The organism is Mesorhizobium wenxiniae (assembly GCF_002284535.1).
GTDB classification, from domain to species: Bacteria; Pseudomonadota; Alphaproteobacteria; order Rhizobiales; family Rhizobiaceae; genus Mesorhizobium; species Mesorhizobium wenxiniae.
The window spans coordinates 44,088-65,670 of sequence record NZ_NPKH01000039.1 but is presented as its reverse complement, the minus strand read 5'-3'; the positions used below and the strand labels follow the sequence as shown (position 1 = coordinate 65,670).

Genomic DNA, 21,583 nt, shown 5'->3' with positions numbered 1-21,583 from the left:
AGCCGAGCCGGCCGGGTAGCTTGGATTCTGAAGATGTCGTCCACAAAGGTCTAAAAAATATGCAGATTGGAATTAGGGTGAATTAGGGTGACAGTGCAGTGTTTGCCCTGTTTGCTCGGCTGTGCTGGCCGGTGGGCAGCGAAGCACTTCTGGATCGGATTGCCGAGCAAACCGAAAAAACCGTGAAATCCGGAAAACGCGGCAGGCGGGGAATAAAAGTGCACTGTCACCGTAATTCCGTAATTCGCGGGGCGAACCGTGTATCGGACAGGCGCGATGAAGCGGGCCACTGTTTTGCAATTCTTGCCCGAATACTTTCTCATCTGTCGTCCGCAAAACACGCCCGGTAAGAATTCAGCAGTGGCTAACGCTGAGGCAAAAAAGGCATGGTGCGACGCACAAAAATATTGCAATGCACTGCAGATGCCGTAACGTCAGGCTGCTAGATGAACGAGACGGCTTTTCTACAAGGTCGCCCACCGCAAAGGATGGAAACTATGACCAAGACCGCTGATAAAACTGCTGAAATCATCGAGAATGCAGAAGTAGCGACCGCGGCAACCGATCAGTTCCGCGCTGTCGCCGAAAAGGGCGTCGAGCAGTCGAAAGAAGCCTTATCGAAATTGGCGACCGGCGCCGAGGCGACCCAAAAGGCTCTTGAGTCATCCTTCGAAACAGCCAAGACCGCTGGCAATGAGCTGTCGCTGAAGACGATCGCCGCGCTGCGCGCAAATGTTGAGGCCAGCTTTTCTCACCTCGAAGCCCTGGTTGCCGTGAAATCGCCCTCCGAGTTCGTCGAACTGCAGACTGCCTTCCTGCGCAAGCAGGTGGAAAAGACCGTCGAGCAGGGCAAGGAGTTTCAGGCGGCCGCGACGAAAGCCGCCGAAGACGTATCCAAGCCGATCAAAGATGTCTACGAGAAGGCGATGAAGGATCTCAAGGTCGCCTGATTGGCTTAATGCACGTCGCGCAAAAGTGCGAAGCGGTCTTGCGATAACGACATGCATAAAAACAAGAACTTAAAGCGCGTCGCATGAATCCATCCAAACGCGACGCGCTTTAGGCGGAGGGAACTTCCACATTGTCGATCAGCCGGGTCTTGCCCAGCCAGGCGGCTGCGAGCAGGCGTCCGTCACGGGTTCGCCGCCATGGGGCGAGCGTCAGGCTCTCGCGCGCCGCGACATAATCGATTTTGTCGAAGCCAGCCTTGACGAGCGCGCGGCTGGCCTCGGCGGTCGCGCTGCCTTCATCCGCGCCTGCCGCTAGTGCCGCCGCCGTCCGGCGCAATATGGCGTTGAGCTGGCGCGCCACCTCCAGCTCGGCTTCGCTCAGATACGCATTGCGTGAGGACATGGCGAGGCCATGTGCGTCGCGTACCGTTGGCGCGCCGATGATTTCCACCGGCAGATCGAGGTCGCGGCAGAGCTGCCTGACGACGCAAAGCTGCTGGTAGTCCTTTTCACCGAAGACCGCACAGTCGGGCGACGCCTGCAGGAAGAGCTTTGCCACGACCGTCGCGACGCCGTCGAAGAAGGTCGGACGGAAATCCGATTCCAGCCCGGCGGCTGGCCCGCCGACCGAGATCCTTGTGGCGAAGCCAGCCGGATACATCTCCGCCACACCAGGGGTGAAAGTGAGTTGGGCGCCGGTCTCGGCCAGCCGGTCGAGGTCGCGGGCGAGTTGGCGCGGATATTTGTCGAGGTCTTCGCTCGGAGCGAACTGCGTCGGGTTGACGAAGATCGAGACAACGCAGCGATCGGCCTTTTCGAGTGCGACCCCGATCAGCGAGACATGGCCGTCATGCAGTGCACCCATGGTCGGTACCATGGCAAGGCTGAGGCCATCGCGACGCCAGTCGCGGATTTGCGCGCGAAGGGCGGCGACGCTGTCGACGATGAGAGGCCGGCTCATGCTTTGTCTCGGCTCATTCTTTGTCCCAACTCATTCTTTGCCCTTGTTCGGCTGCGGCCGAAAAGACGTGGTTCGGGCCGGGGAATGTCCGGCTTCGCACCTCCGCTGCATAGCTGGCTGCCGCCTGCGATATGACGCTGCGCAGGTCGGCATATTGCTTGACGAATTTCGGCACGCGGTCGACGGTCAGGCCGACCATATCGTCGATGACCAGGATCTGGCCGTCGCAGTCTCCGCTGGCGCCGATCCCGATGGTTGGAATGGAAATGTGCCGGGTGAGGTCGGCGGCGACGGTCTCGACTGTGCCTTCGATGACTACCGAAAACGCGCCGGCCTTCTCGACCGCGCGGGCGTCGCGATAAAGCGCCGCCACATTCTCCTCGGTACGGCCCTTGATCCTGTAGCCGCCGTCGCTTTCCACCGATTGCGGCTGCAAGCCGATATGTCCCATGACCGGAATGCCGGCAGCGACGATCGCCGCGATCTGCCGGGCAACGGTAACGCCGCCCTCCAGCTTGACGGCCTGACAACCGGTTTCGTTGACGATCCGCCGAGCCGAGGCGACGGCTTGGCGCGGCGTTGCCTCATAGCTTCCGGCCGGCATGTCGACCACCACGCAGGCCCTGGCCGAACCCCGCATCACCGCTTGTCCATGGGCGATCATCATCTCCAGCGAAGCGCCCAGCGTGGTCTTGTGGCCATGGAGAACCATGGCGACGCTGTCTCCGACCAGAAGCAGGTCGACATGATCGTCGAGCAGGCGAGCGACGGGATAGGTGTAGGCGGTGAGGCAGACGACCGGCACGCCGCCCTTGCGCAGGCGAATGGAGCTGGCACTGATTCGCAGCTCAGGGTCGGATGAATCCGGGGCCATCTTTACCTCCCTCACCGTCAATCAGACTGGATACCTGCATGGGACGCGCAGAGCTTTAGAAAGACGGGGCAGCCTTGGCAAGGCATGCTTCGACCGCCGCGAAAGGCCCGCCGGGTTTGCATCGGTTTTCTGACAGCCATTTGCGCGGCGCTTGCGGCAAAACCCTTGCCTTAGCGATGGCCTGACGCCATAAGCAGGAAACAGGCGCCGCCGCTGCCGCCGCGAGGGCTTGCCACGAGGATTTGGATGAAGACTTTCCTTCTGCAGTTTTTCACCTGGTGGAACAGCCAGACGCTGGGCACGCGCTTCCACACCTGGCGGCATGGCAAGAAAGTCGGGCAGGACGAGGCTGGCAATGTCTACTACGAGGGTGGTGTCGATTCGGAAGGCCGCACCCGCCGCTGGGTCATCTATCGAGACTATGCGGAAGCCTCGATGATTCCGCCCGGCTGGCATGGCTGGATGCATCACCGCGTCGACATCGCGCCGCCGAGCGACAATTACAAGCCACGCGACTGGCAGAAGCCGCATCAGCCGAACCTCACCGGAAGTGCCGCCGCCTATCGCCCCAAGGGCTCTGTGCTCACCAACCAGCACCGCCCGCAGGTGACGGGCGATTACGACGCCTGGACGCCGGGTTCGTAACCGCTCGTCGCGGCGGATCGGTCCTTTATCGCCACAATTGGCGTTTAGCTGCTTGCCGATCTGACAGCAGCGACTAGCCTTGGGCGCGACAGAATCGCCCCGGGCGCAAACCACCGGACCCTTGCATGAGCATTTTCAGCCGAATCTCGATGGGCGGACTGACGGTGGCCGCCGCCGCTTTTGCGGCTTTTAGCATGGTCGCCGCACAGACGCTTGAGGCGCCGTTGGACCCGGCGGCGCCGGAGGCGCCGGTGGAACCGGAGGCGACAGTGGCGCCGGCGGCACCTGCGGCACCAGAACGCATCACCAATCCCGTCGCCGAATTCGCCGGCATCGACAAAATCACCGGCCGCATCATCACCTTCGATGTTTATATCGACGAGACGGTGCAGTTCGGTGCCTTGCAGGTGACGCCGCGCATCTGCTATTCGCGGCCGCAAACCGAAGAGCCGAAGACCGATTCCTTTGTCGAGGTCGACGAGATCACGCTGGATCGCAAGATCCGCCGCATCTTCACCGGCTGGATGTTTGCCGAAAGCCCCGGCCTCAACGCCGTCGAGCACGCGGTCTACGATGTCTGGCTGAAAGGCTGCAAGCAGAAGTCGGAGGTGCCGGCACCCGACGCTGCTAAATCCAATTAGAGCGCCAGGCACGCGGGATCTCCTGTTCGGGATCACATACTAAGCTTCCGGAACTGCCTTATTCTCCGTGCGTTGGTCATGGCTGGCGGTACGGAGATGTTCCCATGATGGCCAACAAGGACGAACTCCTCGATCTCGAAAGAGGGTTCTGGACCGGCGACGCTGCCTATTTCAAAGCCAATGCCGACACCGAATGCCTGGTGGCTTTCCCACAGATGGCGCAAACGATGAGTAACGCCGATCTGGCCGAAACCGCGACGGATCCGAACCGCTGGCGCGATCTCGATATCGATCTCAAGGGCATCATCGAGCCGGGCAGCGACATCGTTGTGCTGACCTATGAGGCCCATGCCACTCGCGAGAATGGCGAGCCTTATGCGGCGCTGGTCAGCACCGGCTATGTCCATCGCGTCAATGGCTGGAAGATGATGTTCCACGCGCAGACGCCGCTGGAAGTTGCGACGAAAGACTGATTGGACGGATCGTCAGGGAAAGAAGACCGCTTCGCCCTTCAGCGCGTCAGCCAGCATCTTTTCATACTTGCCCCTCGGCACGTCGATCGCGCCGAAACGTTTGAGGTGCTCGGTGGTGAACTGCGTGTCGAGCAGCGCAAAGCGCCTTTCCTTCAGACGTTCAACCAGATGCACCAGGCAGATCTTCGACGCGTCCGTTTCCCGGGCGAACATGCTCTCGCCGAAGAATACCCGGCCGAGCGACACGCCGTAGAGGCCGCCGACCAGCCGACCCTCGCGCCAGGCTTCGACCGAATGGCAATGGCCCATCCGGTGAAGTTCGACATAAGCCTCGCGGATCGGCGCGTTGATCCAGGTCGACCGGCGTTCTTCGCGCCGCTCGGCGCAGCCGTCGATGGCCGCCTCGAAGTCGAAATCGAAACGGATGTCGAACAGGTTTTTCCGGATCGCCTTCCTCAGGCTTTTGGGCGTGTGAAAACCATCGAGCGGGATGATGCCGCGCGTCTCCGGCCGTACCCAGAACACTTCGGGATCGGTGGCGCTTTCGGCCATCGGAAAGACGCCCGAGGCGTAGGCCTTGAGCAACAGGTCGGTCGGGATGCGATAGCCTGGCGCGTAGGGACGGGTCATCGCGACATTATATTCTATAAGTTTACGACCTAATCCTCTTTGGCCAGATATTTTTCCAGCCAGTGGATGTCATACTCGCCATTGGCGATATCGGCATTACCGACGAGATCGCGAAACAGCGGCAGCGTCGTCTTGATGCCGTCGACGACGAATTCGTCGAGCGCCCGCCGCAGCCGCATCATGCATTCGACACGGTTGCGGCCGTGCACGATCAGCTTGCCGATCAGGCTGTCGTAGTAGGGCGGGATCTTGTAGCCGGAATAGACGCCGGAATCGACACGGATGCCGAGGCCGCCCGGCGTGTGGAAGTGGGTGATCGTGCCGGGCGAGGGCGTGAAGGTGCGCGGATCCTCGGCATTGATGCGACATTCGATGGCATGGCCCTGAAAGCGGATCTCTTCCTGGCGCACCGAAAGCCCGCCGCCCGAGGCGACGCGGATCTGCTCATGCACGAGGTCGATACCGGTGATCGCCTCCGTCACCGGATGCTCGACCTGCAGGCGCGTGTTCATCTCGATGAAATAGAACTCGCCGTTCTCATAGAGGAACTCGATGGTGCCGGCACCGGAGTAGCCGAGATCGGCGATCGCCCTTGCACAGACGCCGCCGATATGCGCGCGCTCCTCGGCATTGAGCGCCGGCGAGGGCGCCTCTTCCCAGACCTTCTGGTGACGGCGCTGCAGCGAACAGTCGCGTTCGCCGAAATGCACGCCGCGGCCGGCACCGTCGCCGAACACCTGGATCTCGATGTGGCGCGGCTTTTCGAGATACTTCTCGATATAGACGGCGTCGTCGCCAAAAGCGGCCCCGGCTTCCGAGCGCGCCGTCTGCAGCGCGACCACAAGATCGGCTTCGCTGCGCGCCACCTTCATGCCGCGTCCGCCGCCGCCGGCCGACGCCTTGATGATCACGGGATAGCCGATCTCGGCGGCGATGCGTTTGGCGTCCTTTTCCTCGGTGACCGCGCCGTCGGAGCCGGGCACCACCGGAATGCCAAGACGCTTTGCAGTGCGCTTGGCCTCGATCTTGTCGCCCATGATGCGGATGTGATCGCCGGACGGACCGATGAAGGTGATGTTGTGCGCGGCCAGGATATCGGCGAATTTGGCATTCTCCGACAGGAATCCGTAGCCCGGATGCACCGCGTCGGCGCCGGTGATCTCGCAGGCCGCGACGATCTGGTGGATGTTGAGATAGCTGTCGCGCGACGGCGGCGGGCCGATGCAGACGCTCTCGTCGGCGAGCCGCACATGCATGGCGTCGGCGTCGGCGGTCGAATGCACCACCACCGTCTGGATGCCAAGCTCCTTGCAGGCGCGCAGCACTCTCAGCGCGATTTCGCCGCGATTGGCGATGAGGATTTTCTGGAACATTTTTCGGCTGTTCCCGGCTCTACTCGATCACGACGAGCGGCATGCCATATTCGACCGGCTGCGCATCCTCGAACAGGATCGCCGTCACCGTGCCGGCACGAGGCGAGGGGATCTGGTTCATTGTCTTCATCGCCTCGATGATCAGCAGCGTCTGGCCTTCCTTGACCTGCTGGCCGACCTCGATGAACGCCTTGGCGTCGGGCGACGGCGCCAGGTAGGCGGTGCCGACCATGGGGGAGGCCACCGCATTCTTGGACACGTCGGCCGCTGCCGGGGCGGCTGCGGCAGCCGGCTGCGCTGCCGGCGGCGCATAGGCGGGCTGCGGTGCGGCGACCGCATGCACGGCCGGCGCCTGTCGCGACACGCGCACCTTCAAGTCGCCCAGCTCGACCTCGATCTCGGTGAGGTTGGTGTCGTTCAGTATGCCCGCCAGATCGCGGATAAGCTGCTGGTCAACACCATTCTTCTTTATCGACATTTTCGAGCCTTCTGTTTGTTGGCCGGTCATAGGCGTGCGGCCAGCGCCTGCAGCGCCAGTGTGTAGCCGAGCGGCCCGAACCCGCAGATCATGCCGACGGCGACCGGCGAGACCATGGAGACGTGGCGGAATGATTCCCGCGCATGGATGTTGGAAAGATGAACTTCGGCGACGGGTAATGGCGCGACGGAGCGGATGGCGTCGTGAATGGCGATCGAGGTGTGGCTGTAGGCGCCCGGATTTATGACGATGCCGACAGCCTTGTCGGCGGCTTCCTGTATCCAGTCGACGAGGTCGCCCTCATGATTCGACTGACGGAAATCGATCTCGAGCCCAAGTGCCGCACCTGCCAGCTTGCAATCGTCGGCGATCGCGGCAAGCGTCTTGCCGCCATAGATGCCCGGCTCGCGTTTGCCGAGCGCGTTAAGGTTGGGACCGTTCAGGACGAAAACCGTTTTCAAAATGCCGACCTTTCCCAGTGTGATTTTGAATCCGAAATTCGCAGTACCTTGGAGCAGCGCTTTGAACGAATTTCGGATTCAAAGCCACACTGGCAATTTATACATTTCTGATGTGGTGGATTTGAAGTTCCTGAACGCTGATGCCACCAAAGTAGCAGGAACTTCAAATCCACCACATCAGCGCCGGCATCAGTCGGCGCGCCGGACCTCTATAATGGGCTTAGACGCCTGCGAAAAGAGCGCAAGTGGGTTCTTTCGCTGTCCACAACAGGCGGAAAATGGCTTGCGCCGAAAGCCAGCGGGCGATCAGAGTGCGGCCTTGGCCGCCTCGATCTTCTCCGCCAGCACTTCCTGGCCGAGCGCCCCGAACACCACCTCGTTGCCGACCACATAGGAAGGCGTTCCGGTGATGGCCAGCTTGTTGGCAAGGTCATAGGTCTCGGAGAGGGCCTCGGCGATCGACGGGTCCTTCATCTTCTCCCGCAGCGTCGCTTCGTCGGCGCCGAGCGAAAGCGCTACCTTGATGGCCGCCGCTTCGGTGGCGCGTCCCTGGGCGCCGAGCAGCGCGTTGTGGAACTCGCCGTATTTCTCCGGCATCATCAGGTGGAAGGCCATCGAGACGACGCTCGCCTTCTGCGAATCCGGGCCGAGGATCGGGAACTCCTTGAGCACGAAGCGCAGGTCCGAATCGGCTGTCGTCAGCGTCTGCATGTCCTCCATGGCGCGTTTGCAGTAGCCGCAATTGTAATCGTAGAACTCGACGATGGTGACCTTGCCGTTCGGATTGCCGACGACGCCGTCGAAGGCCGAGTTGAAGATCTGGTCCTTGGCATTTTTGATGATGGCGAGACTGGCGACGCGCTGCGCCTCCTTCTGCTTGGCCTCGAGCGCTTCCTGAGCCTCCAGCAGCACTTCCGGGTTCTTCAGGAGATAGTCGCGGATGATGCCTTCGACTTCGGCCCGGTCGATCTTGGTGTCGGCGGGCGCCGCCTGGGCGATCTGCACGGCATCGGCCTTTGCCGTCTGCGGACTTCCGGTCACGAACCCGAAACCCAGCATGGCGAGAGCGACCGCCACTCCCGTGGTGCCCAGCAGAATTGCCTTGTTCATCATCCCTAATCCTCTTGCCTGGTTTCCGGCCCGACCCGATTGGTCCACTACATGTCGCCGCGCACGGCCGGAAGGTTCACTTTTTCTTGCCTGATGGTGCGTAGTTTATGATGTCCTGCGCGCGGATCCAGCCCGGCTCGCCGCGCTTCATTTTCATCTGCGCGCGCATTGCGAAGATCTTGGCATCCTTGTAGGCGCCGGAATAGAAATGGCCTTCGGCGGTTGCAAGATCCGCGGCCGGGATGTTGCCGAGTTCGCCATAGGCCTGCGCCAGATGGCGGTAACCGACGGCGTTTTCCCGGTCGCGCCCGAGGCCCTTGTTGATCTGCACCACCGCTTTCTCCAGGGAATCGGGCGTGCCAATGGCCATCAGCGCCTGGCCGTAGGAGACCGACAGCAACCCGGATCGTGCCGGATCGAGGCTGACCGCCTTGGCATAGGCTTCGGCGGCAGCCTTCGGTCTGTTCGCCTTCATCAGGATGTCGCCGCGCAATTCCTGGAAATAGGGGTTTTTCGGCTGTGCCTTGATCAGCGCGTTGGTCTTGGCGAGCGCCCCGGCCAGATCGCCGAAAAGATAGCTCGTCTGCGCGTCGCCATATTGCGAGGCGAGGCTGTCCGGGTTCTTGCGCATCAGCCGCGATGCGGCGGCCTTGCCCCCCATATAGGCGGCGATCTTGATGCGCATCATGTCGTGCCGCTGCTGCAGTGCCGGCGGATCGACCTTCTCGACATAAGGGCTCTGCTTGACCAGCACTTCGAGATTGGCAATGCGCTCCCGCGGCAGCGGATGGCTGATCCGGTAGGGGTCGACCTGCGCCCCTGACAGCGAGAGCGCGCTTTGAAAGCGGCCGAAGGTCTTCAGCATGCCCAGGCCGGACTGGCCGGTCGCGTTGAGATAGGTTATCGCCGAGCGGTCGGCGGTCATCTCTTCGGTGCGCTGATAGGCGAGGATGCTGCGCTGCGCCATCTCGCCGCCGCCGGCTGCAACCCCCATGCCGGCGCCGGCGAGGCCACGGCTTTTGGTGGTGGCGCCGGCAACGATGGCACCTGCGCCAAGCAGCGTCGCGATGATGGCCATCGTCTTGGCGCGTTCGAGCTGGTTGCGCAATTTTTGCTGGTGCCCGCCGGCAATGTGGCCGGCTTCATGGGCGATGACGCCGATGATCTCGTTGGGCGTCTCCGCCGACATCAGGGCACCGGTGTTGATGAACATGCGGGATCCGGCAACGAAAGCGTTGAAACTCTGGTCGTTGACCAGCACGATGTCGACGCCGTCTTCCGGCAGGCCCGCGGCCCGGAAGATCGGCCGCGCATAATCGCGCACCAGTGCTTCGATCTCGGCATCGCGCACCACCGGCACGTTTTGCGCGAAGGCGCTGACGGTGCTGGTCACAGCGACCGTCGCGGCAAGCGAAAGCGTCGCGAAGGCGCGTGCTGCCCTGGCTATCGTCGATTTGGGTTGGCTCAACATGGCAGGTCCACTGGTAGACGAGCGGGCGGAGGATGAAAAGTCGGCACTGAAACTTTACCGAACTTGTGATCCTCACATCAATCGGGCATTTGTGCGGCGCGGACGCCAGAGCTCGGCGCCCGCAGCCGGCAAGGAATGAGGTCAAATGGTTGTATCGCTTTCGCGTCGCGGCGACGTTGAGCCGTTCCACGCCATGGACATTCTGGCGGAAGCGAATCGGCTGAAGGCAACGGGCGTGCCGGTTGTTTCCATGGCTGTTGGCCAGCCGTCCGACCCGGCGCCGACCGGGGTCAGGCAAGCGGCGACAAACGCATTGAAGATGGGGCGCATCGGCTACACCGATGCATTGGGTCTTGCGGGCCTGCGCGAGGCGATCGCGCAGCACTATCCTGACCACTACGGGCTTGCCGTTTCACCCGGCCGGATCGCCGTCACCACCGGATCGTCCGCCGCCTTCAACCTGGCCTTTCTGGCAATGTTCGATCCAGGCGATCGTGTCGCCATCGCCGCGCCTGGCTATCCGGCCTATCGCAACATCATGGCCGCGCTCGGTATCGAGGTCGTCGAGATCGAGCTCAACGGTGATGCCTATCTCCACGCCGAACATCTGAAGGCCGCGCATCGCGAAAAGAAGCTGAAGGGCGTGTTGTTCGCCAGTCCGGCCAATCCGACCGGCGCGGTTATCCCCGCCGACGAGCTGTCGGCGCTGGTGACGACGGCGCAAGAGCTCGGCATCGCCGTGATCTCCGACGAGATCTATCACCGGCTGGCTTACGCTGCGCCGGACACGACGGCGCTTGCCTACGGCGAGGACGTGACGGTGATCAATTCCTTCTCGAAATATTACTGCATGACCGGTTGGCGGATCGGCTGGATGGTGCTGCCGCAACCATTGGTGCGGCCGGTCGAGCGGATCGCCCAGAGTCTCTATATCTCACCGCCGGAACTGTCCCAGATCGCCGCGATCGAGGCATTCAAGGCGACCGGGGAATTGGAGGCGGTGAAGGCGCGCTATGCGTGGAATCGCGAGCTTTTGATGAAACGCCTGCCCGAACTCGGCTTTGCGCTGGCGGCACCGATGGACGGGGCGTTCTACGCCTTCTGCGATGTCACCAGGCACACCAACGACAGCATGGCCTTGGCGCGCAAGATGCTGGCCGAGGCGCATGTGGCGGCGACGCCCGGCCGCGATTTCGATCCGCACCAAGGCCATCGAACCATGCGCTTTTCCTACGCCGGCAGCCATGATGAGATGGTCGAGGCGATGATGCGCCTCGAACGCTGGCTGAAGTAGCGCCATGCCGGAACTCGAACAGGCTTTGACTGAAATTGCCGCCGAAATGGCGGAGCGCACGGATCGCGGCGAAGTCGCGACCTATGTTCCGCAACTCGGCAAAGTCGATCCGAAGAAGTTCGGCATTGCCGCCGTGACCAAGGACGGTCGCGTGCTGATGGCGGGCGACGCCGATGAGCCGTTTTCGATCCAGAGCATTTCGAAGGTGTTCACGCTGACATTGGCGCTCGGCAATGTCGGCGACGCGCTGTGGCAGCGTGTCGGGCGCGAGCCTTCGGGCAACCCGTTCAACTCGATCGTCCAGCTCGAGCATGAGAACGGCATTCCGCGCAATCCGTTCATCAATGCCGGCGCCATCGTCATTTCCGACATTCTGCTCGCCGGCCATCAGCCGCGCGAGGCGATCGGCGAGATCCTGCGCTTCATCCAGTTCCTGGCCGACGACGAGACCATTATCATCGACCGCGAGGTCGCGGCTTCGGAACGCGCTACCGGTTTTCGGAATTTGGCGCTTGCCAACTACATGAAATCCTTCGGCAATCTCAACCACGCGCCGGATCTGGCGCTGGGCGTCTATTTCCACCATTGCGCCATCGCAATGAGCTGCCGGCAACTGGCGTTGGCCGGTCGCTTCCTCGCCAACGGCGGCAAGAACCCGGCGACCGGCCATTCCGTGGTGTCAGCCGAGCGCGCCCGCCGCATCGGCGCGATGATGCTGACCTGCGGTCATTATGACGGCTCCGGTGATTTCGCCTTTCGCGTCGGCATCCCCGGCAAGAGCGGCGTCGGCGGCGGCATTCTGGCGATCGTGCCGGGCGTGGCCTCGCTCGCCGTATGGTCGCCCGGCCTGAACGCCAACGGCAATTCCAGACTGGGGTCGATTGCGCTGGAAAGGCTGGCGAAGATGATGAACTGGTCGGTCTTCGCGCCATAAAGCTTGTGGCGCTTCAGATAAGAAAAATCCCGCACTGTCGACAAGACAGCGCGGGATTCTTTGGTCAAAAGATCAGGCTAAACCACCGAAAAGCTTAGAAGAAGCCTTTCCGCTGCCACCAGCCGGCACGCTTCGGCTTTTCCTCGGTCTTTTCCTCTTCGGCAACGGTCGAAGACACGATCGGCTCAACCGGCGCATCCACCGGTACAGGCTTGCGTCGCGATGGGCGGACCGTCGGTTTTTCGTCGACGGTCGCCACGGCTGTTTCCTCCGGAACAGGTGCGGGAGCCTCGGCAGAGGTTTCCGGCTCGGCTACCGGCGTCTCGACGACGACGTCCGCCGCAGCCTTCTTCGGCTTGGCGGCGCGGCGCGGCTTCTTCGGCTTTTCGGCGCTCGGCATGTCGTCATTGGCCGGAGCAAGGTCCACAGGCTCTTCGACCGGCATTGCTGCTACCGGCTCGCTGGAGACGGTTACGCCCTCCAAGACTTCGCCTTCGGGGCCGTCAGCCGATTCTGCAGTGCCTGCATCGACCTCGCCTTCGCCGTCTTCACGGCGATTGCGCTTGCCGCCGCGCTTGCCGCGCCGGCGCTTCTTGCCCTGACCTTCATCCGACCCCCGACGTTCATCAGGCTCTTGACTGTCATCCGACGCTTCCACCGCCTCGGTGACGCCGACCTGGTCCTCGAGGTCTGCTTCAGCGCCTTCATCGCTTGAGGCTTCGGAGACGCCATCGGCTGTGGCCGAGAGGGACGCGCCTTCTACGGGGGCGCCATGCTCGCGGTCGCGATCCTTGCCGCCGCGCCGTCTGCGGCGCTTGCGGCGCTTGCGGTCGCGGCCTTCGCCATCCTCGCTTGGCCTTGGCTGCTGCGGCTGCTGAGCTTGGCGCGGTTGCTCCGCCGGTGCAACGGCCTCGTCTTCCTCCTCCTCAATGACGGTTTCGTCGGCGGGCTCTTCCGGCTCGACATAGGCGGGCAACGTGCGCACCTCGACGAAGCCTTCAGGCTTTTCAGCCAGCGCGCCGCGGAAGATCGCATAGTGCTGGGCGCCGACCGTGTCGTCGGCTTCGACGGTGATGGTCAGGCCGAAGCGGCTTTCGAGTTCCACCAGCGTGCCGCGCTTGTGGTTGAGCACATAGAGCGCGGTCGCCGCCGGCGTCCGCACCGTTATGTGGCTGCGCGAATCCTTGAGGAGGAATTCCTCGATCGCCCGTACAACCATCAGCGCGACAGACGAATCGGACCGCACATGGCCGGTACCGCCGCAATGCGGGCAAGGCTTCATCGTCGATTCCAGCACGCTGGCACGGATGCGCTGGCGCGACATCTCCATCAGGCCGAAATGCGAGATGCGGCCGACCTGGATGCGGGCGCGATCGTTCTTGAGGTGATCCTTCAGCCGCTTCTCGACGGAGCGGTTGTTGCGGTTCTCCTCCATGTCGATGAAGTCGATGACGATCAGGCCGGCGAGATCGCGCAGCCTCAACTGCCGTGCGACTTCCTCGGCCGCTTCCAGATTGGTGTGAAGCGCTGTGTCCTCGATCGAGTGCTCCTTGGTGGAGCGGCCCGAATTGACGTCGATGGCGACCAGGGCCTCGGTCTGGTTGATGATGATGTAGCCGCCGCTCTTCAGCGTCACCTGCGGCTGCAGCATGCGGTCGAGCTGCGCCTCGATGCCATTGCGCACGAAGATCGGCGTCGTGTCGCGGAACGGCTGCACGACCTTGGCGTGGCTCGGCATCAGCATGCGCATGAAGTCCTTGGCCTCGCGATAGCCCTCTTCGCCGGAGACCAGGATCTCGTCGATGTCCTTGTTGTAGAGGTCGCGCACCGAGCGCTTGATCAGGCTGCCTTCTTCGTAGACCAGGGCAGGGGCCGTGGACTGCAGCGTCAGATTGCGGACGTTTTCCCAAAGCCGCATCAGATATTCGTAGTCGCGCTTGATCTCGGCTTTGGTACGGCTTTCGCCGGCTGTGCGCAGGATGACGCCCATGCCCTGCGGCACTTCGAGATCGGCGACGACCTCCTTCAGCCGCTTGCGGTCCTGTGCGTTGGTGATCTTGCGCGAGATGCCGCCGCCGCGCGCCGTGTTCGGCATCAGCACCGAATAGCGGCCGGCAAGCGACAGGTAGGTGGTGAGCGCTGCGCCCTTGTTGCCGCGCTCTTCTTTTACGACCTGCACCAGGAGGATCTGGCGGCGCTTGATCACCTCCTGGATCTTGTACTGGCGGCGCACCGGCTTGCGGCGGTTGCGCGCTTCTTCCAGCGCATCTTCGGCGCCGACCGATTCGACCTCATGGTCCTCCGGATGCGAGGACTGCACCTCTTCCAGCATGCCGCGATCATTGTCGGTGGACGTGGCTTCGCCGGCCGTCTCCGCCTGCGGCACGGCTTCGGAAATCACATCCGCTTCGATGCTGGCGGCGAGGGAATTTGGACCGCCTTCGGAAGGCCCAGTCTCGTTATGGCTCGTCTCATTATGACTCGCCTCAGTATGACCGGCGACATCCTCGCCATGTTCCGAAGTATCGGACGGCGTGTCGACATTTTCCGAAACGGCATCGGCGTTATCCGCGACCGCATCCTCGCCGTGTTCGCCGCCCTCATTGGAACCGCTGTCATTGGACTCGACAGAATCGTCAGAATCGGCCGCACCTGCATCACGCTTGTGCTCGCCCCGATCGCGGCTCTTGCCGCCGCGCCGGCGTCCACGCCGGCCGCGATCGCGGCTCTGGCGGTCGTCGCCTTCGCCATCCTCATCGTCCTCGTCTTCAGCCTCCTGCGCTTCTGCGCGCAGCAGCGCCTGACGGTCGGCGACCGGAATTTGGTAGTAGTCGGGATGAATTTCACTGAAGGCGAGGAAACCGTGACGGTTGCCGCCATATTCGACAAAGGCTGCCTGAAGCGAGGGTTCGACGCGCGTTACGCGGGCGAGGTAGATATTTCCTTTGAGCTGCTTCTTGTCCTGGGATTCAAAGTCGAATTCTTCAATACGGTTACCGCGAACGACGACAACACGTGTTTCCTCCGGGTGGGAGGCGTCTATCAGCATCTTGTTGGGCATTATTTCGTTTCCCCCCGGCAGCCGTCAGCCGCAGCTTGCGGGGCAACGCCCGCCGCTGTGAGTGTGGATGAACATGGGTGCCGGGCAATTGAATGTCCGCCGGCCGCTGCCTGAGCGCCATGGCGGTGCCGCCCGCAGCCATAATGGCGCGGTTTGCTGCGGACCTTTCCATGATTGCGCTTGAAGCCATCGTAACCAGCAGAACCTTTTTGAACCAAAGCCCGGGAAAACCGGACCAGCTTGTTTGCTCATACAGAGCCGGCGCGGGACAATCCCGGCCGTTTTCCTCACGCAGGCGCTTCCCCCGCCACGGGCTCGCACCTGCGAAATTCGTCGCGATCACCTGATACCTTTTTCGTCTGAAGCGAAAGGAGTCGTCGTTCATCTGAGCTGTAGCAGGAAGCTGCGGAGAAGGACGGTTCCAGGATTGCAGTGATCCACCATCGCTTTTATGATTTGGCGGGTTGGAAGGCAACCCCGATTTCCGATGCCGGCAAAAAGCAGTTCCGCGACGGAAGCACAGCTTAACCTTTGCATGAAAAGGCTTGGTTAACCTTCTCTGGATACCAATCGTTAATTGAGTTCGCGGCCTAACCGGCATTCGACAAGACGCCGACACTCCGACAAACAAGATTGGGCGCCTGGCGCCAAACCGGAGCGACTGGAAAGAGATGGGACTGGCAGTCTTCACGCACTGGAGTGGTCGCGCCGGAGGCACTTTCTTCTACGCTGCCTACTTCCGCGCTGCTTGTCTGCTGTTGGTGGTTGTCGCTTGCCTGGCCTTTTCGCCGGTTTCCTTTGCTGCCGACGCACCGCTCGCGGTGACGAGCTACAAAATGGCGGGTGACGCCACCAAGATGCGCATCGTCATGAATTTCGATCGCGAACCCGACGTCAAATGGTTTCTGCTGCGCGGCCCCCACCGTCTGGTCGTCGACCTGCCAAGCACGAAATTCGCCATCAATGCCAAGGATGTGAAGGCGCGCGGCCTGGTCAGGAGCGTGCGCTACGGCGATCTCGGCGAGGGGGTGTCGCGGCTGATTCTCACCGGCAAGGGCCCGTTCGCCGTCGACAGGCTCGACGTGCTCAAGAACGATGACAGCAGCGGCTACCGCATCGCTATCGACATGTCGGCGGCGTCCGTGCGGGAGTTCGACGCCGCTCTTGCCAATCAGGCGCTGACCACCGGCTCGACGGTCTCCTCCGACAAGGGTGGCAGGGTCGGCACCGGCCCGGTTTCCAATCCAGGCCATCGCTTCACCGTCGTCATCGATCCAGGCCATGGCGGCATCGACGGCGGCGCCGAGGGCCTGAACGGCACGGTCGAGAAGAACGTCACGCTCGCCTTCGCCACCGAATTGCGGGAAAGACTTGCCGCAGTCGGCAAATACGACGTGTTCATGACGCGCGAGACAGATCAATTCCTGCGGCTGGACGACCGCGTGCGCATAGCCCGCCAGCACGAGGCCGATCTGCTCATTTCGATCCACGCCGACACGATCAGGGTCAAGGGTCTTCGCGGCGCAACCGTCTACACGGTCTCCGACAAGGCTTCCGACCCGGAAGCGCAGGCGCTCGCCGACCGTGAAAACCTTTCCGACCAATTCGCCGGCATGGAAATCAAGGACGACAACAAGGAAGTGACCGACATCCTGATCGACCTGATTCGCCGCGAGACGCATAGTTTCTCGATGAGTTTCGCCCAGACTTTGGTCGGCCAGCTTTCCACCAGTGTCGGCCTCATTAACAATCCGCAGCGTTCGGCCAGCTTCAAAGTGTTGAAGGCGCCGGATGTCCCCTCCGTGCTGGTCGAACTCGGCTATCTGTCGAACGCCAAGGACGAGGCGCAACTGCTCAGCGCCGATTGGCGCGGCAAGGCGGCCCAGAGCATAACCAATGCGATCGCCCTGTTCGCTTCAACCAAGGCCGGAGCCGGAACCGGAGGCTGAGACGCCGGCCCTCGCCACAACCAGAGGCAGCGTTGCACGACGACAACACTTTGCACTTATATTTTGGCCATTCGAAGCCGAAATTCCAGGCTGCCGCATTTTGCCCACATGGTGGCGACATGGGTTTCGATTACCGGTCGGGATCGTCTCGAAAGCTTGCGCGAAAGGCGGCTTCGTTTAGGAAATTCCCGAACCAAGGACTGGAGCGGGCATGATTCGTCTCATTGGCTATTTCTTCGGCATCGGCACGGCGCTGGCCCTTTTGGTCGCGGCGGGCGTGGCGATCTATATCAGCCATTTGTCGAAGGATCTGCCCGACTACGAGGTGCTGGCCAAGTATGAACCGCCGGTGACGACCCGCATCCATGCGTCCGACGGTGCGCTGATGGCCGAATATGCGCGCGAGCGGCGCCTGTATTTGCCGATCCAGGCGGTGCCGGACCGTGTCAAGGCGGCCTTCCTGTCTGCCGAGGACAAGAATTTCTACAATCACCCCGGCATCGACATGACCGGCCTTGGCCGCGCAGTCATGGTCAATCTGCAGAATTTCGGCTCAGGCAAGCGCCAGGTCGGCGCCTCGACGATCACCCAGCAGGTGGCGAAAAACTTCCTGCTGTCCTCGGATCAGACCTACGAGCGCAAGATCAAGGAGATGATCCTCGCCTTCCGCATCGAGCAGGCCTATTCGAAGGACCGCATTCTCGAGCTCTACCTTAACGAGATTTTCTTCGGGCTCGGCGCTTATGGCGTCGCCGGCGCAGCGCTCACTTATTTCGACAAGGCGGTGAATGAACTCACCGTGGCGGAGGCGGCCTATCTGGCGGCTTTGCCGAAGGGTCCCTCCAACTATCATCCCTTCAAATATGCCGACCGCGCCATCGAGCGCCGCAATTGGGTCATCGACCAGATGGTCGACAACGGCTACGTCACGCAAGAGGAAGGCGCCAAGGCCAAGGCCGAGCCGCTCGGCGTCAAGCCACGCCGCTCCGGCACCTATCTGTTCGCCGGCGAATACTTCACTGAGGAGGTGCGTCGCCAGATCAGCGCGCGCTACGGCGAGAATGCGCTTTACGAGGGCGGCCTGTCCGTCCGTACGACGCTCAATCCCAAGATGCAGCTCATCGCCCGCAAAGCCATGCAGAACGGCCTGATGAAGTTCGATACGCTGCGCGGCTATCGCGGGCCGGTGAAGACCATCAGCGTATCCGGCGACTGGGGCGTGCCTTTGAGCGAAGTCAAGGGACTGGACGACGTGCCCGAATGGTCGCTCGCCGTCGTGCTCGACAGCTCGGAGAGCGGCCTGTCCATCGGCCTTCGGCCGACCCGGCAGATCTCGGGCGAACTCGTCAAGGATCGCATCGAAGGCACCGTCAGCCGCGACGACATGAGCTTCGCCATGCGCCATGTGGTCGACGGCAAGACCGTCAAGGCCAAATCGCCGGCGGACGTGCTGAAGCCGGGCGACGTTATCTTCGTGCAGAAGAAAGAGGGTACGGACGGGGCCTATATTCTACGCCAGGCCCCCGAGGTGGAAGGTGGCATGATCGCCATGGATCCGCATACCGGCCGTGTTCTGGCCATGGTCGGCGGGTTCTCCTACTCGCAATCCGAATTCAACCGTGCCACGCAGGCCATGCGGCAGCCGGGTTCGTCGTTCAAGCCGATCGTCTATTCGGCCGCCCTCGACAATGGCTATACGCCGGCTTCGGTGATCATGGACGGCCCGATCACCATCAAGAGCGGCAACACGACCTGGACGCCGAAGAACTACGATGGAAGGACAGCTGGCCCGGCGACCTTGCGGTCCGGCATCGAGAGGTCGCGCAATCTGATGACTGTGCGGCTGGCCAACGACATGGGCATGAAGCTGGTCGCCGAATATGCCGAGCGCTTCGGCGTCTATGACCGTCTGGCGCCATATCTGCCGATGGCGCTGGGTTCGGGCGAGACCACCGTGATGCGCATGGTGTCGGCTTATTCGATCATGGCCAACGGTGGCAAGTCGATCAAGCCGACGCTGATCGACCGCATCCAGGATCGCTACGGCAAGACGGTGTACAGGCAGGACGAACGCGGCTGCGAAAATTGCAACGCCGCCGAATGGCAGAACCAGCCTGAGCCGGAACTGATCGACAATTCCGAGCAGGTGCTCGATCCGATGACTGCCTATCAGATCACCTCGATGATGGAGGGCGTCGTCGAGCGCGGTACCGGCGCCACGGTCGCCGAACTCGGCCGCCACATCGCCGGCAAGACCGGAACGACAAACGACGAGAAGGATACCTGGTTCATCGGCTATACGCCCAATCTCGTTGTTGGCCTCTATATGGGCTACGATCAGCCGAAAGGTCTTGGCAAGGGCGCGACCGGCGGCGGCCTCGCCGCGCCGATCTTCAAGGACTTCATGCGCGTGGCGCTGGACGGCACGCCCAATGTCGATTTCCAGGTTCCCGAAGGCATGAAGCTGATCGCCATCAATCGCAAGACCGGCATGGCTGCCAACCCAGGCGACCCTGGCGCCTTTATCGAAGCTTTCAAGCCGGGCACCGGCCCCGCCGACAGCTATTGGGTGATCGGCATGGGTGCGGACGGCTCCAACGCCTCCGGCGGCGCGCTGTCGCCACAGGCCAACCAAGCCATCCAGTCCGGCGGCGGCGGGCTATATTGACATAGACATGGTGTTCTGGGCCGGCTTTCAAGCCGGCCCATTTCGCTTTACAGGTGGCGGTGCCGTCCCTATGTATCGCGCCAACCCAGCTCTGTTTAAGCAACAGCGCCCCATTTCAGCACAGGACAAAACGACTAGCCATGCGCTCGGAAACGCAGAACATTGTCGACGAAATCAGGCAGGCGATAACCCTGCTGAGGAGGCATCTTTGACTGGGATCAAGCCTTAAAGCGGCTTGAATACCTGAATGTGCGTGCCGAGGATTCCAGTCTCTGGAACGAACCGCTGGAGGCGCAGAAGCTGATGCGTGAGCGCCAGGGCCTCGAGGAAGGCATCGCCGCGGTCAAAGGCCTCACCCAGGCGCTGGAGGACAATATCGGCCTGATCGAGCTTGGCGAGGAAGAGGGCGACGAGAGCGTCGTCGCCGAGGCGGAAGCGGCGATCCGCTCGATGCGCGGCGAAGCAAAGGCCCGCCAGATCGAGACGCTGCTTTCGGGCGAGGCGGATGCCAACGACAGTTATCTCGAAGTCCATGCCGGCGCCGGCGGCACCGAAAGCCAGGACTGGGCCTCGATGCTTCTGCGCATGTACACGCGTTGGGCCGAGCGACGGCGCTTCAAGGTCGAGGTGCTCGAAGTGCATGACGGCGAAGAGGCCGGCATCAAGTCCGCCACACTGCTGATCAAGGGCCACAATGCCTATGGTTGGCTGAAGACGGAATCCGGCGTTCACCGTCTCGTGCGTATTTCGCCCTACGACAGCAATGCGCGCCGCCACACGTCCTTTGCCAGCGTTTGGGTCTATCCCGTGATTGACGATACGATCGAGATCGACGTTTCCGAATCGGACGTCCGCATCGACACCTATCGTTCGTCCGGATCGGGCGGTCAGCACGTCAACACCACCGATTCGGCGGTCCGCATCACTCATCTCGCCACCGGCATCGCGGTCGCCTGCCAGGCCGAGCGCTCCCAGCACAAGAACAAGGCGAAGGCCTGGGAGATGTTGCGCTCGCGGCTCTACGAGGAAGAGCTGAAGAAGCGCGAGGCGGTGGCGAACGCCACCGAAGCGTCGAAGAGCGATATCGGCTGGGGCCACCAGATCCGCTCCTACGTTCTGCAGCCCTATCAGCTGGTGAAGGATCTTCGCACAGGCATCGAGAGCACAAGCCCGTCGAGCGTGCTGGACGGCGACCTCGACGATTTCATGGAGGCGTCGCTGTCGCAGCGTATCGAGGGCGGCGCCGGCGAAGTGGTGGCCGATATCGACTGAAGCTCCTACGCCCCAAGCAGCAGGAACATCACGCTAGAGTAACAGGCTCTCATTTTAATTGAGCGGTCGCTTTACGGGTTTGTTTTTTCATCCAATTTTCCACAACGACTTCTTCCTTCGGGCTAGATGTTGCAAGCCTGGCGGCGCCTAGCCCGGAACCACTGCGAGCTGAATCTCGTTTTCTGCGATCCCATCTGCCGGGGTTGATGAAGTCACTCTCGTCAACCGCGGCAGGCTGGTTCCGGCTGTAGATGTCGGCGCTCGGTTTGCACAGCAATTTCTTGCGCCAACAAAGGAATCAGCCCAGCATCTAAGGCTGGGGGAAAAAGCATTTATGG

General features: G+C 62.0%; 18 protein-coding genes. 9 read left to right on the top strand and 9 right to left on the bottom strand.

The annotated features are described in order from the left end of the window. Positions 1-497: 497 nt before the first annotated feature. Positions 498-950, top strand: coding sequence for a phasin (locus CIT31_RS30465; protein ID WP_095521586.1), 453 nt, complete (start codon positions 498-500; stop codon positions 948-950). Between the two features lie 109 nt (positions 951-1,059). On the opposite strand, the gene panC is transcribed toward CIT31_RS30465, so the two are convergent. Next, positions 1,060-1,911: a pantoate--beta-alanine ligase gene (panC, locus tag CIT31_RS30460; protein WP_095521585.1), complete on the bottom strand. Its 852-nt coding sequence runs from the start codon at positions 1,909-1,911 to the stop codon at positions 1,060-1,062. Between the two features lie 13 nt (positions 1,912-1,924). After that, positions 1,925-2,785, bottom strand: a complete 861-nt coding sequence (gene panB, locus CIT31_RS30455) for a 3-methyl-2-oxobutanoate hydroxymethyltransferase (RefSeq protein WP_095521584.1) — start codon at positions 2,783-2,785, stop codon at positions 1,925-1,927. Between the two features lie 246 nt (positions 2,786-3,031). On the opposite strand from panB, the gene CIT31_RS30450 reads away from it, so the two are divergent. From CIT31_RS30450 to CIT31_RS30440, 3 genes are all read left to right on the top strand, one after another. After that, entirely contained in the window at positions 3,032-3,430 is a 399-nt protein-coding gene (locus CIT31_RS30450; RefSeq protein WP_029353808.1) for an NADH:ubiquinone oxidoreductase subunit NDUFA12, read from the top strand. 125 nt (positions 3,431-3,555) lie between these two features. Further along, positions 3,556-4,071 (top strand): DUF2155 domain-containing protein, encoded by a 516-nt coding sequence (locus CIT31_RS30445; RefSeq protein ID WP_165778606.1) that lies wholly within the window; start codon positions 3,556-3,558, stop codon positions 4,069-4,071. Positions 4,072-4,175: 104 nt separating this feature from the next. Further along, on the top strand, positions 4,176-4,544 hold the full coding sequence (locus CIT31_RS30440; RefSeq protein WP_095521583.1) for a hypothetical protein: 369 nt from the start codon (positions 4,176-4,178) through the stop codon (positions 4,542-4,544). A 12-nt stretch (positions 4,545-4,556) separates the two neighbouring features. On the opposite strand, the gene aat is transcribed toward CIT31_RS30440, so the two are convergent. The 6 genes from aat to CIT31_RS30410 all read right to left on the bottom strand — a co-directional run bounded on the left by aat (position 4,557) and on the right by CIT31_RS30410 (position 10,067). Then, positions 4,557-5,174, bottom strand: coding sequence for a leucyl/phenylalanyl-tRNA--protein transferase (aat, locus tag CIT31_RS30435; protein ID WP_095521582.1), 618 nt, complete (start codon positions 5,172-5,174; stop codon positions 4,557-4,559). 29 nt (positions 5,175-5,203) lie between these two features. Continuing rightward, entirely contained in the window at positions 5,204-6,547 is a 1,344-nt protein-coding gene (gene accC / locus CIT31_RS30430) for an acetyl-CoA carboxylase biotin carboxylase subunit (protein WP_095521581.1), read from the bottom strand. Between the two features lie 19 nt (positions 6,548-6,566). Next, positions 6,567-7,025 (bottom strand): acetyl-CoA carboxylase biotin carboxyl carrier protein, encoded by a 459-nt coding sequence (gene accB, locus CIT31_RS30425; RefSeq protein WP_029353815.1) that lies wholly within the window; start codon positions 7,023-7,025, stop codon positions 6,567-6,569. A 26-nt stretch (positions 7,026-7,051) separates the two neighbouring features. Continuing rightward, on the bottom strand, positions 7,052-7,486 hold the full coding sequence (aroQ, locus tag CIT31_RS30420; protein ID WP_029353818.1) for a type II 3-dehydroquinate dehydratase: 435 nt from the start codon (positions 7,484-7,486) through the stop codon (positions 7,052-7,054). 306 nt (positions 7,487-7,792) lie between these two features. Then, entirely contained in the window at positions 7,793-8,596 is an 804-nt protein-coding gene (locus CIT31_RS30415; RefSeq protein WP_029353820.1) for a DsbA family protein, read from the bottom strand. 76 nt (positions 8,597-8,672) lie between these two features. After that, the gene (locus tag CIT31_RS30410; RefSeq protein WP_095521580.1) at positions 8,673-10,067 is read right to left on the bottom strand and encodes a M48 family metalloprotease; all 1,395 of its coding nucleotides are present in this window, start codon (positions 10,065-10,067) and stop codon (positions 8,673-8,675) included. Positions 10,068-10,212: 145 nt separating this feature from the next. On the opposite strand from CIT31_RS30410, the gene CIT31_RS30405 reads away from it, so the two are divergent. Both CIT31_RS30405 and CIT31_RS30400 read left to right on the top strand, forming a co-directional pair. Further along, positions 10,213-11,361: a pyridoxal phosphate-dependent aminotransferase gene (locus CIT31_RS30405; RefSeq protein WP_095521579.1), complete on the top strand. Its 1,149-nt coding sequence runs from the start codon at positions 10,213-10,215 to the stop codon at positions 11,359-11,361. Positions 11,362-11,365: 4 nt separating this feature from the next. Then, positions 11,366-12,295, top strand: coding sequence for a glutaminase (locus tag CIT31_RS30400; protein ID WP_095521578.1), 930 nt, complete (start codon positions 11,366-11,368; stop codon positions 12,293-12,295). A gap of 94 nt (positions 12,296-12,389) precedes the next feature. Here the strand turns inward: CIT31_RS30400 and CIT31_RS30395 are convergent, their stop codons facing one another. Beyond that, positions 12,390-15,356 (bottom strand): Rne/Rng family ribonuclease, encoded by a 2,967-nt coding sequence (locus CIT31_RS30395; protein ID WP_029353825.1) that lies wholly within the window; start codon positions 15,354-15,356, stop codon positions 12,390-12,392. A gap of 671 nt (positions 15,357-16,027) precedes the next feature. On the opposite strand from CIT31_RS30395, the gene CIT31_RS30390 reads away from it, so the two are divergent. The 3 genes from CIT31_RS30390 (at position 16,028) to prfB (ending at position 21,245) form a co-directional block, all read left to right on the top strand. Next, positions 16,028-17,305 (top strand): N-acetylmuramoyl-L-alanine amidase, encoded by a 1,278-nt coding sequence (locus tag CIT31_RS30390; RefSeq protein ID WP_095521577.1) that lies wholly within the window; start codon positions 16,028-16,030, stop codon positions 17,303-17,305. Positions 17,306-17,516: 211 nt separating this feature from the next. Continuing rightward, complete coding sequence (locus CIT31_RS30385; protein WP_095521576.1) at positions 17,517-19,973, top strand: penicillin-binding protein 1A; 2,457 nt, start codon at positions 17,517-17,519, stop codon at positions 19,971-19,973. A gap of 140 nt (positions 19,974-20,113) precedes the next feature. Next, positions 20,114-21,245 (top strand): peptide chain release factor 2 gene (gene prfB / locus CIT31_RS30380; protein WP_101918721.1). Its coding sequence is split into 2 segments (ribosomal slippage): positions 20,114-20,179 and positions 20,181-21,245, totalling 1,131 coding nucleotides; the frame shifts between segments, so codons are not numbered across the junction. The last annotated feature ends 338 nt before the right edge of the window (positions 21,246-21,583 follow it).

Excerpts from the sequence above, each read along its gene's own strand:
- CIT31_RS30465 (WP_095521586.1), top strand. The coding sequence starts at position 498 with ATGACCAAGACCGCTGATAAAACTGCTGAAATCATCGAGAATGCAGAA.
- panC (WP_095521585.1), bottom strand. The coding sequence starts at position 1,911 with ATGAGCCGGCCTCTCATCGTCGACAGCGTCGCCGCCCTTCGCGCGCAA.
- panB (WP_095521584.1), bottom strand. The coding sequence starts at position 2,785 with ATGGCCCCGGATTCATCCGACCCTGAGCTGCGAATCAGTGCCAGCTCC.
- CIT31_RS30450 (WP_029353808.1), top strand. The coding sequence starts at position 3,032 with ATGAAGACTTTCCTTCTGCAGTTTTTCACCTGGTGGAACAGCCAGACG.
- CIT31_RS30445 (WP_165778606.1), top strand. The coding sequence starts at position 3,556 with ATGAGCATTTTCAGCCGAATCTCGATGGGCGGACTGACGGTGGCCGCC.
- CIT31_RS30440 (WP_095521583.1), top strand. The coding sequence starts at position 4,176 with ATGATGGCCAACAAGGACGAACTCCTCGATCTCGAAAGAGGGTTCTGG.
- aat (WP_095521582.1), bottom strand. The coding sequence starts at position 5,174 with ATGACCCGTCCCTACGCGCCAGGCTATCGCATCCCGACCGACCTGTTG.
- accC (WP_095521581.1), bottom strand. The coding sequence starts at position 6,547 with ATGTTCCAGAAAATCCTCATCGCCAATCGCGGCGAAATCGCGCTGAGA.
- accB (WP_029353815.1), bottom strand. The coding sequence starts at position 7,025 with ATGTCGATAAAGAAGAATGGTGTTGACCAGCAGCTTATCCGCGATCTG.
- CIT31_RS30415 (WP_029353820.1), bottom strand. The coding sequence starts at position 8,596 with ATGAACAAGGCAATTCTGCTGGGCACCACGGGAGTGGCGGTCGCTCTC.
- CIT31_RS30410 (WP_095521580.1), bottom strand. The coding sequence starts at position 10,067 with ATGTTGAGCCAACCCAAATCGACGATAGCCAGGGCAGCACGCGCCTTC.
- CIT31_RS30405 (WP_095521579.1), top strand. The coding sequence starts at position 10,213 with ATGGTTGTATCGCTTTCGCGTCGCGGCGACGTTGAGCCGTTCCACGCC.
- CIT31_RS30400 (WP_095521578.1), top strand. The coding sequence starts at position 11,366 with ATGCCGGAACTCGAACAGGCTTTGACTGAAATTGCCGCCGAAATGGCG.
- CIT31_RS30395 (WP_029353825.1), bottom strand. The coding sequence starts at position 15,356 with ATGCCCAACAAGATGCTGATAGACGCCTCCCACCCGGAGGAAACACGT.
- CIT31_RS30390 (WP_095521577.1), top strand. The coding sequence starts at position 16,028 with ATGGGACTGGCAGTCTTCACGCACTGGAGTGGTCGCGCCGGAGGCACT.
- CIT31_RS30385 (WP_095521576.1), top strand. The coding sequence starts at position 17,517 with ATGATTCGTCTCATTGGCTATTTCTTCGGCATCGGCACGGCGCTGGCC.